The organism is Marinifilum breve, from assembly GCF_003202155.1.
GTDB lineage: Bacteria > Bacteroidota > Bacteroidia > Bacteroidales > Marinifilaceae > Marinifilum > Marinifilum breve.
Genome location: NZ_QFLI01000005.1, coordinates 273103 through 285977 on the forward strand (window position 1 = coordinate 273103; position 12875 = coordinate 285977).

9 protein-coding genes are annotated in these 12875 nt (G+C 39.0%); 3 read left to right on the forward strand and 6 right to left on the reverse strand.

The genetic code is table 11. The annotated features are described in order from the left end of the window. Positions 1–169 precede the first annotated feature (169 nt). The 3 genes from DF185_RS13120 (at position 170) to DF185_RS13130 (ending at position 4241) form a co-directional block, all read left to right on the forward strand. Positions 170–1543 carry a DNA recombination protein RmuC gene (locus DF185_RS13120; RefSeq protein WP_110361200.1) on the forward strand — a complete coding sequence of 458 codons (1374 nt, stop codon included), beginning with the start codon at positions 170–172 and terminating at the stop codon, positions 1541–1543. An 863-nt stretch (positions 1544–2406) separates the two neighbouring features. Next, the gene (locus DF185_RS13125) at positions 2407–3636 is read left to right on the forward strand and encodes a GmrSD restriction endonuclease domain-containing protein (RefSeq protein ID WP_110361201.1); all 1230 of its coding nucleotides are present in this window, start codon (positions 2407–2409) and stop codon (positions 3634–3636) included. 2 nt (positions 3637–3638) lie between these two features. After that, positions 3639–4241 carry a HEPN domain-containing protein gene (locus DF185_RS13130; RefSeq protein ID WP_110361202.1) on the forward strand — a complete coding sequence of 201 codons (603 nt, stop codon included), beginning with the start codon at positions 3639–3641 and terminating at the stop codon, positions 4239–4241. A 55-nt stretch (positions 4242–4296) separates the two neighbouring features. On the opposite strand, the gene DF185_RS13135 is transcribed toward DF185_RS13130, so the two are convergent. The 6 genes from DF185_RS13135 to DF185_RS13160 all read right to left on the reverse strand — a co-directional run bounded on the left by DF185_RS13135 (position 4297) and on the right by DF185_RS13160 (position 12810). Beyond that, entirely contained in the window at positions 4297–5499 is a 1203-nt protein-coding gene (locus tag DF185_RS13135; protein WP_262509992.1) for a trans-sulfuration enzyme family protein, read from the reverse strand. A 19-nt stretch (positions 5500–5518) separates the two neighbouring features. After that, a complete protein-coding gene (locus tag DF185_RS13140) occupies positions 5519–6853 on the reverse strand; it encodes a 4Fe-4S dicluster domain-containing protein (RefSeq protein WP_110361204.1) in 1335 nt (444 codons plus the stop codon). Positions 6854–7036: 183 nt separating this feature from the next. Continuing rightward, positions 7037–9070, reverse strand: a complete 2034-nt coding sequence (locus DF185_RS13145; RefSeq protein ID WP_110361205.1) for a molybdopterin-containing oxidoreductase family protein — start codon at positions 9068–9070, stop codon at positions 7037–7039. 153 nt (positions 9071–9223) lie between these two features. Further along, the gene (locus DF185_RS13150) at positions 9224–10462 is read right to left on the reverse strand and encodes an aminotransferase-like domain-containing protein (protein ID WP_110361339.1); all 1239 of its coding nucleotides are present in this window, start codon (positions 10460–10462) and stop codon (positions 9224–9226) included. 256 nt (positions 10463–10718) lie between these two features. Further along, positions 10719–11627, reverse strand: a complete 909-nt coding sequence (locus DF185_RS13155) for a thiamine pyrophosphate-dependent enzyme (RefSeq protein ID WP_110361206.1) — start codon at positions 11625–11627, stop codon at positions 10719–10721. Next, the gene (locus DF185_RS13160) at positions 11620–12810 is read right to left on the reverse strand and encodes a transketolase C-terminal domain-containing protein (RefSeq protein ID WP_110361207.1); all 1191 of its coding nucleotides are present in this window, start codon (positions 12808–12810) and stop codon (positions 11620–11622) included. Before DF185_RS13160 ends, DF185_RS13155 begins: the two co-directional genes overlap by 8 nt. Positions 12811–12875: the final 65 nt, after the last annotated feature.

A 12875-nucleotide genomic window follows, 5' to 3' on the forward strand; every position in this document is an offset into this window, starting at 1 on the left:
GCACAAAGGTTTTTCACAAAGTATCACAAAGAAATAAGTGTTGTAAATTCTTATTTTTGATAGAATAAATGAAACAAGAATAAAGTGTAGTAAATAAACAAAGGACACGTACTACTTTGTGATACTTCGTGAATTACTTCGTTTTACTTTGTGGTTAAATATTAAACACATGGAATATTTATACATAGGAATCGGAATTCTGAAAGGCTTCATTATTGGCTGGCTGGTGATGAGAAAAAAGATCACTCAACAAGCTACTTTGAATCGTGAGGAGTTATTGAAGCAAGAAAACGCTTTCATTAAAGAAAAATCAGATTTATCGCACCAATTATCCATATTGGAAGAGCGTGCAAATAACATAAAACGCGAAAAAGATGAAACCGCTAATTTACTGGGCGAAGAAAGGGAGAAAAACGAAAGACTAACCCGTTCGGTATCTATTTCGGCCACCGAAAGAAAGAATTTGGAAGAGCGTTTGGAAAACCAAAAGCAAGAATTGGAAGAATTACAAAAGAAATTCACTACCGAATTCGAGAATATCGCCTCTAAAATCCTGAAGGAAAACACGAAAGAGTTTACCACATCCAACCAAAAGAATATGGATGATATTCTTGGGCCGATTAAGGAAAAGCTGACATCATTCGAAAAGAAGGTTGAAGAAACCTACGATAAGGAATTACGCGATAAAATTAGCCTGAAAGAGGAGGTAAAAAAGCTCTACGACCTAAATGCAAAGATTAGTGATGAAGCCAATAACCTAACAAAAGCCCTAAAAGGTGATGTGAAGAAACAAGGCAACTGGGGCGAGGTTGTATTGGAAAGAATACTAGAACGTTCGGGACTATCGAAAGGTGAAGAATACGAACGCGAAGTAGTAACTCAGAATATCGAAGGACAAACCATTCGTCCTGATGTGATCATCCGTTTGCCGGAAGAGAAGCATGTAATTGTTGATTCGAAGGTTTCGCTAGTAGCTTACGAGCGATTTGTAAATTCAAATGGCGAGGAAGACAAAGATAAATACCTGAAAGATCATATCACCTCCATGAAAGCGCATGTGAAGGAATTAGCCGATAAACATTATCAAAGTTCAGAGGCTTTAAACTCTCCCGATTTTGTATTGATGTTCGTGCCAATCGAATCATCATTTGCCATGGCGGTGCAAGCCGATCAGGAATTGTTCAGCTATGCATGGGAAAGCAAAATTGTAATTGTGAGCCCTTCTACCCTATTGGCTACTTTGCGTACCATTGCCTCAATCTGGAAACAGGAGCACCAAAACCGAAATGTATTGGAAATTGCCCGCCAAGGCGGAGCACTTTACGACAAGTTTGTAGGTTTTGTTGATGATATGATCAGCCTGGGCAGACAAATGGATACGGCAAAGAAAACCTACGCTACCTCGATGAACAAACTAACCGAGGGTCGTGGTAACCTGGTTCGAAGTGCAGAAAAAATTAGAGAGCTGGGTGCTAAGGTGAAGAAAAAACTACCACAAGCCTTAATCGATAGAATGGATGATGCGCCTACATTGAAAGAGTAATTTCGGTTTCTCGCAAAGAGCGCGAAGATTCTTATTTAATAAGAACGCAAAGATGATATAGAGCCACGATTTTTCGTGGCTTTTTTTGTTGTGGGATTCTTTGCAGAGACGGCATAAATGCCGCCTGTACGATTATGAAATTGTCATTGGATCTTGGAAGGCCTATATCTGTTGGTCTATCTCCTAACTGGAGTGTAGTTTTGCTAACTGGAGGGTGACGAGTCTAACAGGAACTCCTATTTAACTAACTGGAGCATAAATTCATCTAACTGAAGGGTGTTTTATCTAACAGAAGCATAAAATCATCTAACTGAAGGGGGATTTTCTGCAACAGAAGCTATTTATGCCTAACTGGTGTTTGGAACTGATAACTGGCATTAAAATCTTCTGAAAGGTCTATATCTGCTGGCTTGTTTTTAATCAGGAGGGTATATTTAGGTATCAGGAGGCTGTTGTAGCCTATCAGGCGCGTGTTTTATCAATCAGGAGACTTGATTTGGGTATCAGAAGCATGAATTCTTTAATCAGGAGACTCATTTTGTAATCAGGAGAATGTTGTAAGTAATCTGGAGTATAAAGTTTGGCTACTGATTTACAAAATATGTAAAGACATCATTAATGCTGCCTTCTACCACTAATCCATATATTCCTTCTGGACACCCTACGATAGTTGAACTCTTTTGCGATAGGAATATCAGAATTCGCGATAGGTATATGCATTGGGGCGATAGGGCTTTGTTTTGTGGGATGATTTAGTGATTTTAGTTTATTTACAATAATTCATAGGAAAGTTAGCTACGGTTCATTATGATTTATTAAATTTGATTCATGATTATTTCTAATTAGAATTTAAATTACCTAACATGAGTGATATAAAAGATAACGAAGAGTATCAAGAACAATTATATTTAGACATTGAAAATGTTGGTTCTGAGAATGAGGATGATCTTATTCAAAATGACTCATATTTTAGCAATGCTGTAATATGGGGAACAGACTGGACTTCTGAAACAATAAACAATCAATTATTAAGAGGTACTATTGATTTATTTCCAAAGTTTCAACGAAGAGATGCATGGTCCAATAAAGATAAAAGTCGTTTTATAGAATCACTTATTTTAGGATTACCAATTCCACAGATCATCTTAGCCGAAAAAAAGAATGCTAGAGGAAAATATATTGTTATTGATGGAAAGCAAAGATTATTAACCATACGTAGATTTTTTGCTAGCAGCAAAGATTTTAAACCTTTAAGATTATCTGGTCTTGAAATTTTAACAAATTTAAATGGCAAAACTTATGAGAACTTAAAAAACGATCCTCAGTTTGCTGATGAACTCAATCAATTAGAAAATCAAAGTATTAGAACTGTAGTAATTAAAAACTGGCAAAATGAATCATTCTTGTATACTGTGTTTCTAAGGTTAAATACTGGTAGTAAACAACTAAGTCCTCAGGAACTGAGACAAGCTTTGCATCCGGGGGATTTTATTGATTTTGCTGATGATTTTTCTGTTAATAGCGAACCCATCAAAGAGATGCTGAATCTTAATATGCCAGATTATAGAATGCGTGATGTTGAGATTGTTATTAGATATTTTTCATTTAAGTACTTTCTAAATGTTTATGATGGGAACCTAAAAAAATCCTTTGATTACACTGTAAATGAATTAAATAAAAGTTGGCTAAGTAAAGAAAATGAAATTAAATCATTAGCTAATGAATTCAATGAGGCAATTAGTTTTACAATAGGTCTATTCGGTAATAAAAAGTATGCTTTTAGTAAATGGAATGGTGATGGATTCCAAGGTAATTTTAACAGAGCAATATTTGATATCATGGTCTATTATTTTAGTAATCCAGATATAAGAAATGAATCCAAAGAAAAGCAAGGAGTTATAATACAACGTTTTAAAGATTTATGCTCAAACGATATTGAGTTTATGACTTCATTTGAACACACAACAAAAAGTATTGATAACACTTTTAAAAGGTTAACAACATGGGGAGAAAACCTTGCTGAAATCTTGGATGTAAAAATAGAAATTCCATATATAGATGCAGAAAAGGTATATAAAACTAAGTTAGTTTAATCATGGCTAATTCACGAAGATATAATCAACTGCAATCCAGAATCATTTTTTTAGAAAACAACATTTTACCCGATGTAAAAATTAATGGTAATTATACAAAAAAAGAATCTGACCTAATTCGTAGTTATGTCCTATTAGTACATGCGGAAATTGAATCTTATTTTGAAGATATTGCAAAATTAAAAATTCAAAAGGCATTACAAGATTGGCGTTCAGATAGAAAAAAAAGTAACTGCCTACTTGCTGTTATGTCATTCTGTTCTGAGGAAATTAATTGGGAACGTATAAGTAAAGAGGAAAAATCTAAATTTGATTTCCGTGTTAATAAAACAGTCAGGCATTTTATTGATAAGTTAGATAGTAATCATGGAATAAAGTCAAAAAACATTTGTAATATTCTACTACCGATAGGAATTGAAATATCTCAATTGGATGATGTTTGGTTAGGAACTATGGATAGCTTTGGATCAAAAAGAGGATTATTCGCACACTCTGCTATTCAAACTCAAAGTCAGATTGATTTAGTTGTAGAAAAAAATAATATCAATATTAATATTTTACCAGAAATAGAAATAATTGATGGCTTAATAAAAAATATAAAATAGTATTTGCTATATCATTTAAATAAAGAAGCTCACCAAATGGTGAGCTTCTTTATTTTTACAATTCCTCCAATGCATCTCCAATCCACCCCTTCAATTTCTCAATATTCTCAATTCCCACTGACAATCGAATGGTTCCCGGTAGAGGATATTTGGCTCCCCAAACAGGTTCTACCGGCAGAAGAATGGTATCTACCTCGCCAAGTGTTGGTACTAAAGGAATGTGATCTTCCAAGGCAGCGATGAAGCGATTGCATTTTTCACGCTTATCTTCATCCGAATCTCCTTTGATGTCGAAAGTGACCATACCGCCGAAGCCTTTGTCGCCAAACAGGGCAAGAGCTTCTTTACGGGTTGGGTGAGATTCTAAACCTGGATACAAAACCTCCTCAATCATTGGATGATTTTCTAAATATTCAGCTAAAGCCAGAGCATTATCGCAATGTTGCTTAAAACGCAGATCAAAACTCTTTAACTGGGATCCCAAACGGTAAGCATCATCAGGACTTAAAAAGTGTCCTGCCCATTTACGGTACTCAATGGCTTCCTTCATTAATTCCTCATCGTTCCCACAAATTACACCGGCAGTAATGTTACCATGTCCACTCATGTATTTGGTTGCAGAATGAATCACAAGATCTGCTCCATCTACTAATGGTTTCCACAAATATGGGGTTCCAAAGGTGTTGTCTACAATAATTTTGCAATCGTACTGCTTTGCCAGCTCCATGATTCGCTTTACATCAGCTACAATCAACATTGGGTTGGATACCGCTTCGAAATACAGGAATTCTGGTTTGATTTCCTTTAGCATTCTCTCCAATTCCTCAAAATCGTACAAGCCTTCGTTTGCATAGAATCGGTGTACATCTAAATTGCGTCGCTTGATTAGAACCGTATCGATAAATGAATTGGTACCTCCGTAAATCTCATGGAAGAACAACCAAGGTCGGGTATCTTTTCCCTTTTGGAAAACTGATACCGCCACATCGATGGCAGCCATTCCGGTTTCTACCAACAAGGCCCATTTACAGCCTTCCAGCTCCATAATTTGCTGCTCAACTGCAACGGTAGTTGGGTTTCTGTAACGAGAATAAATGTAATTCTCCGGTTCGTGCGGATGGTCCAATTCGGCCGCGAATGCCTCCTGTGTGGTTTTTGAATCTTTTAGGTTGAATCCCGCTTCACGATAAAGAGGGGTGTGCGATGCGTTGATGTTTTTTTTCATGGTATGTGAATGTATGGTCCTGCAGAGACGCAAGGCCTTGCGTCTCTATTCCTTATTGTTCGTAATTATTAATTCGTAATTTCTTCTCCGGTGTGATCACATCCGATTCATAATAGAATTCTGCCCTATCGATGATTTCTCCTATTAATACGATTGCCAAGGAAACCGGAAGAATCAATTCCAATTGCAAGTCTAGTAAAATATAGGGGATCAGTAAACAAAGAATTCTTAGCAATGATAGTATCGGAAAATAGGCAATGCCTTTATTTTTTAGTGCTCGCTTGCGATAGACGTAAATAATGCCTTTCAGTAAAATGATCATCTCAATGAGAATGGATATCTCAGCCATCCATGCAAAGAGCAAAATACCTGTTAGTGATACCATGCCCGAATGCAAGACCAAATTGTCCTTTCTTTGCAGGAGTTTGTAGACCATATCTACCGATATTAAACTAAAAATTCCAAAGGTCAAAGCTGCATAGCCAAACATTTCGTTTACTGTAAGCAGTTGTAATCCTGTCAATCCTAAAAATCCCGAAAAGGAGAAGATTTCTCTACTCAACCAAGAGCCTTTCAGGTTGAGAATGAATCGCCACATGCGCATTTTCTTGCCAATATGTAATGAGGTTAATGCAATGGCTAATACCGATACGATGCCAAAAGGAATCAATTGCATATCTATTGCGCCCATCAAATGAGCTGCCTGCCAACTTACCAATCCTGCTACTGCTATGGTAAACAGCACCAAGGTCCATTCCTTGTCCAATGCCACCTTATCCTTTGGTTTGGGCAGCCATTCCTCTATCTTTTTCTCATCTACTTCTACCTGATCGGTATTCTCCACCTTTGGCGCCTTATTTTCTTCTCTTAGCGGAATCAATTGAATGGATGGTTTGATACCCATATCCACAAAACCGGGTGTTACTCTATCTTCTTCTTTCAAATCCAAAAGTCCAAAGTCAAGAGCTCCTACCGGACAAGCTTCCACACAGGCAGGACGTTTCCCATCTGAGATTCTATCTACACAGAAATTACACTTCTCAACGATCTTGGTAGCCGGATTGAACTTTGGCGCATCGTAGGGACAAGCCCAAGTGCAATAGGTACAGCCAATGCATGCCTCGGCATGATGAATGATGGCACCCGTTTTTTCATCTCGAGTGTAGGCCAGTGCCGGACAATTCTTCATACAAGGAGCGTCCTCGCAATGGTTACAAGCCAATGAAAAATGAAAGACAGGCAATCCCGGGTGTTTGATTTTGTTTCCGGTGTTTACCTCTCGCCAGTTTACTCGAAAATCGGTTCCATTTTCTATGCTGCAACCCGCCACGCAAGCATTACAGCCTACGCATCGGTTGGTATTAAATATGAATGAGTTTTTTTTCATTTTTTGCTCTTATACTAGTGTAAGGCTCTTCATATTTCGTCGCATGTTACACCAACTCTTTTAGGAGCATTGGCAGTTGCGACGATCCATTTACATTCTGTTATCCATGGGCTTCACCCATGGTTATTTGTGTTATATCACTTCGGGATATTTTAGACCATCCTACTAATTATTAATTAATCATTACTCATTGTTAATTGCCTTCAGGTTTACCCACGTGTTATGAAAGGCAGTACCATGTCCCATATCGGTTTCGCATCCTTTAGTAAACAAGTTTGGTGCTGCACCCAAATGAGATTGATGGCCATTGGTCAGTACCACATTCCCTCTGCGCAATCCCATATCATATTGCAGTTTTACTTCTGCTCTACCCTGATGATTATAGATTTCAACCTTTTCACCATTCTTCATCTCTTTCTCTTCAGCATCCAAAGGATGAACAAAAATAAAGGCTTCTGGTTCAAACTGTTTGATCACATTTAAATTGCCAAACTGTGAATGTATTCTGTTTTTTGAATTGGGTGAAATCAACTGAAACTCAAATTCAGTTTGTTCAGGCAATGGAACATAGTCAGGTAATTCATCTACTCCCCACATTTCTTTTGCCAGTTCACTATACAGTTCAATTTTTCCTGATGGAGTTGGAAATTGATAATCTGCAAAAGGAATCTCTTCGAAAGAGTTTGCCAATTGCGGACCTTTCTTCAATTGCTCCAGACTTAATTCTGGAAAATCTTTCAGGAATCCGTTCAGATATTCTTCGATTGCCTCATCGTTTGGCTCTGGGATATTTCCTTTGATCTCCTCATCGGTAAATCCCAACCTCTTTGCCAACAGATAATAAATTTCCGTCTCAGGCTTTACCGCGCCCGCCGGCTCCATCACCTTTTGTCGCAATTGCACATACGGATTCCAATAAGAGCCGATGATATCGGATTGCTCGAACATATTTTTTGCTGGCAGAATGATATCTGCTTCCAAAGTGGTGTCAGTCATGAACTGATCTACAACCACTCTAAAGTCGGCCTTTCGAAATGCTTTTTTTATCTTATTTGTATCAGGATTTTGAGATAAGGGATTTCCTCTTTCCACCCAAATGAATTTCACTTCCGGATCTTTGATATTCAATAAATCCTTACCCAATTTGGCTACGGATATCTTCCTTCTGAAACTTGGATGCTCACATCCCGGAAAGTAGGATTCCGGCTCTTTCAAATCATCGAACACATAGCTCTGAAGATTTGCATAATGGAAACAAGCACCGGGCCTCCCAATATTTCCAGTAATCACCGACAAGGCAAGAATACAACGAGTGGTTTGTCCTCCATTCTCATATCGCTGCATGCCGTATCCTGGAATCAAGGTCATGGCATCTGTTGTTCCAATTTCTTTTGCCAATTCTTGAATGGCTTCCGCCGAAATGCGACAGATATCAGAAACTTTATCCAATGTATATTTTTCCACTCGCTCTTTGAATTGCTCAAAGCCAAATACGTATTTCTCTATGAATTCATGATCGATCCAATCATTCTGAATCAATTCTCTTGCAATCCCTAAAGCCAAGGCCGCATCGGTTCCCGATTTAATTTGGAAGAGTGAATTGGCACGCTCGCTGGAAGGCGTTCTGCGGGGATCAATTACTATCAATTTCGCAGCTTTTTCCTGTGCCTTCTCAACAGGAATCATCTCCTGAATATTGGTTTCGGCAGGATTCTTTCCCCACAACAAAATCAATTTGGCATTCTCTAAATCCCAGGGTGCATTGTGTTTGTTAGCACCTAAGGTCAGTCGAGTGGCTTCCAATCCTGCAGGCCAACAAAGATTTCCATAAGTAGTTGTTGCGCCTCCAAACAGTTTCCAAAAGTTTGCTCCTACTCCATTCAACAAACCAGACATGCCACTAGCCGCAAAATAAAGGATTGAATGCGGACCAAAAGTTTCCTTGCAGTTCTTCAACTGCTCAGCAATGGTATTCAATGCCTCATCCCAGGAAATGCGTTCGTATTTTCCTTCGGTTATTCGCTTTTGCGGATACAAGATCCTCTCCTTCGAATTGGCGCGTTCCACATAAGCCAAACCTTTAATACATGGTCCTTCTGGTGTAGCACGATTTTCGGGATGTGGGTCAATTCCAATCACTTTATCGTTCTCTACACGAACTTTAATACTGCAAGTGCTGTAGCAATTTCTAGGACAAGCTGTTGAATAGGTTTTCATAGGTTCGTAATCTCAAAATTCATGGAAAATTAATCAAAAAAAAGAAAAGGGAGCAGATACACAATCTGAATCATGTAAATACTCCCAATAATTAATATCATCTTCGGGTTAAAACCCGAGGCAATTGAAATATTATCTCAACTATTCTATATATTAATTGTTCATTACTAATTGTTCATTGCAAACTGTCATTTCAGCCTCGATGATTTGAGCCAAACGCTGAATACCTGCAATCGCTTTTTCGTTGTTCACATATGAGAAGTTCAAACGCATGGTATTGGTTCCGCCTCCATCGCAATAGAATACATTACCAGTTACGAATGCTACTTTCTTTTCAATTGCTTTGTGGAACAATCCCAAGGCATCCATATGCTCAGGTAAAGTAATGAAAAGGAACATTCCTCCTTCAGGATGCGTCCATTTCACACCTTCAGGCATGCATTTTTCCATCTCTGCCAACATTACATCTCTACGCTGGTGATACAAGTCGATGGTCTTTTTAAGGTTCGATTCAAAATGCTCCGATTTCATGTAACGAATCGCCATTTTCTGAACGAAAGTTGGTGTACACAAGTCAGACGATTGCTTGGCAATCACAATCTTGTCATTTACTTCTTTCGGACCTAAAATCCAACCAATACGCAAGCCTGGTGCAAATGTCTTCGAGAAAGTTCCCAGTGTCAGTACATGATCATCATTGTCCAAATCATACATCATGCGTTGTGGTTCTCCTTCGAATCTCACCTCTCTGTAAGGACAATCCTCAACAATCAAAACATCGTATTTGTGTGCCAATGCGATAATCTCCAAACGACGAGATTCAGGCATGGTGATTCCTGTTGGATTTTGGAAATCAGGAATGATATAGATGAATTTAGGTTTAATGCCTTGCTCTGCCAATTCAATCAATTTGGCTTCCAAAAGTTCTGCACTCATACCATTCTCATCCATTGGTACACCTTCCATTTTAGCTCCATACGCCTGGAAAGCGCTAATACCACCCAAGTAAGATGGCAATCCACAGATGACAACATCTCCCTGGTTCACAAAAACTTTTCCAACCAAATCCAAACCTTGCTGCGATCCGGTAGTTACAATCATGTTGTCCAACTCGCACTGAACACCTTCATTCTGATATCTCTTCAAAAGAAGCTCTCTTAACTCCGTTACCCCTTCCGTTGCGTCGTACTGCAATACCTCTGCTCCTTCTTCTTTCAACATGCATGAGATGATCTCATCCAGATTGTCTACAGGGAAAGATTCCGGTGCTGGTAATCCTCCTGCAAAAGAAATTACTTCAGGATTTTGAGTCAGTTTTAAGATCTCACGAATAGCAGATCTTTTGATGTTGTTGCTAATGTTGGAAAAAGTTCCTTTTAAATCGCTGATCATGTTTTTATAATTATGAATTATAAATGATGAATGATGAATTTTCATTACCGAGAATCCATCTAATTATCAATCATTCATAATTCTGAATTCATAATTTAAGCTTATCGCACCCCTTCGCCTATCGGTACTTCCCCTAAAAGGGGAAGACTTAAAATTGAAGTTCTACATTCAATTTAGGATTTCTCCCCTCCTAGGGGAGATGGCTACAGCCAGAGGGGTGCAATTATTCATTACTAATTGATAATTATTAATTGTTTTATAGCCAATTCTTACGCATGCGTTCCCACTTCTTGTCGCGGTTTTCAATAACGCACTGTATATCGGCATCGCTCATGTGCTTGAATCGTCCCTGCTTTTTAAGGTACTCTTCAACCGATTTGAATTCCTTAGGATTTCTATTCAGCTTGTACTCTCCATCTTCATATTCTGCAAGGAAAATTAATCCGGCATCCACAGCATCTTTGGCAATCTCAACCGATGTTTCGGTAGGAGTTCCCCATCCTGTCGGACATGATGCATACACGTGAATGAAACTTGCTCCTTTTACATGCTTCGCCTTGTTCACCTTGTTCAGAAAATCCTGAGGGTAACCAATACTAGCTGTAGCAGCATACTGAATGTCGTGCGCAGCAATAATCTCAAACAAATTCTTTTTGTGTGTTATCGTTCCCGGGATATTTTGACCAGCTGGTGTAGTAGTTGTTTTTGTTCCGTACGGAGTCAAACCACTCTTCTGAATACCTGTGTTCATGTAGGCCTCATTATCGTAGCAGATGTAAAGTACATCATCGTTACGATCAATCATTCCTGATAGTGCCTGGAACCCGATATCAGCAGTACCACCATCACCGGCAAATACTACAGTTTTAAAATCTTCCTGTCCCAGTGCTTTGGCTCCGGCAGCAATACCAGCCGCCATACTTGCCGAACCAGGGAAAGTTGTAATAATTGCATTGGAGTTGAATGCCATTTGAGGAAAGATAAATCCTACTGCCGACATACATCCTGCAGGCAAAGCTGAATAGGTGCGCTCGCCCAATACTTTTAAAGCCAAACGTACAGCAATACTACCGCCACATCCGGCACAAGCTTTATGACCATAGAAAAACTCCTTCTCGGTCATGTTCTTCGCATTCACTTTTGGGATATCTAATACTTTAGTCATTGCCTTCTACATTTAAGCTGAAAAATTCTACTGTCTCTTCACTCTTGTTTTCTAGTCCTGCAAACAGTTTGTTATACATGTCTTCAATTTCAGCTTTGGTGATATCACGACCACCTAAACCGCCAACAAAGTTGCTCTTGTACACATATTTGTCAATCTGCGAAATAGCTGAATTCACATTGGTATAAACCGTTCCTTCGTATCCGAATGAGATATCTTTATCGATTACACCCATTGCTTTTACACGCTTCGCCAAATCTTTCACTTCCTCAACAGGGAATGGACGCATGTAACGGATCTTTAACAAACCTACCTTCTTGCCTTCAGCACGAAGTTTGTCAACCACTACACGAACAGTACCACATACACTACCCAAAGCAACCAATACCACTTCAGCATCTTCACACATGTACTCTTCCACCATACCGTGATATTTTCTGCCGAACATTGCAGCGAAATCCTCATCGGTTTTGTGAATTACATCAATGGCATTAAACATTGCCTCGTTTTGCTGGTATTTGAACTCGGTATTGTCATCAGGACGAGAACTGAACCCAAGGTTCTTAGGATTCTCGAAAGACATTTTGTTAGGCGTTTCAAAAGCAGGTAAGAAATGATCTACCATTTCCTGATCAGGAATCTCAACCAACTCATAAGTATGAGTCAGGATGAATCCATCAAGGTTCACCATCATTGGCGTTAATACATCCTTGTGCTCGGCAATTTTATATGCCTGAATGATCATATCCAAAGCTTCCTGTGCATCTTCCACATAAACCTGAATCCAACCTGAATCCAATAAAGACAATGAATCACGCTGATCACCATAGATACTCCAAGGCAAAGCAACCGAACGGTTGGCGTTCATCATTACCACCGGCCAGCGACCACCACTACAATAGTGAAGACCTTCGGCCATGTACAACAATCCCTGAGAAGAAGATGCTGTAAAAGTTCTGGCACCAACTGCACTGGCACCCATTGTAGCTGAGATCGCAGAGTGCTCAGACTCTACGTGCATGTATTCCGCATCCATCTCGCCTGCCTCAACCATTTCAGACAAACGCTCAACCGTGATGGTTTGTGGGGTGATTGGGTATGCAGCCACAACATGAGGACGTGAAAGTCTTACACCTTGTGCTACTGCTTCATCACCGGAAATAAAAATCTTATTATTTTTCATCTCTATTAATATCTTTTGGGGTTTGCTTGCCAATTATCTTCAATCAACAAGCTGCAAGCTGTCAG

Coding starts and splice junctions, on each gene's coding strand:
- DF185_RS13130 (WP_110361202.1), top strand. CDS start 3,639: ATGGCTAATTCACGAAGATATAATCAACTGCAATCCAGAATCATTTTT.
- DF185_RS13150 (WP_110361339.1), bottom strand. CDS start 10,462: ATGATCAGCGATTTAAAAGGAACTTTTTCCAACATTAGCAACAACATC.
- DF185_RS13120 (WP_110361200.1), top strand. CDS start 170: ATGGAATATTTATACATAGGAATCGGAATTCTGAAAGGCTTCATTATT.
- DF185_RS13145 (WP_110361205.1), bottom strand. CDS start 9,070: ATGAAAACCTATTCAACAGCTTGTCCTAGAAATTGCTACAGCACTTGC.
- DF185_RS13160 (WP_110361207.1), bottom strand. CDS start 12,810: ATGAAAAATAATAAGATTTTTATTTCCGGTGATGAAGCAGTAGCACAA.
- DF185_RS13125 (WP_110361201.1), top strand. CDS start 2,407: ATGAGTGATATAAAAGATAACGAAGAGTATCAAGAACAATTATATTTA.
- DF185_RS13140 (WP_110361204.1), bottom strand. CDS start 6,853: ATGAAAAAAAACTCATTCATATTTAATACCAACCGATGCGTAGGCTGT.
- DF185_RS13155 (WP_110361206.1), bottom strand. CDS start 11,627: ATGACTAAAGTATTAGATATCCCAAAAGTGAATGCGAAGAACATGACC.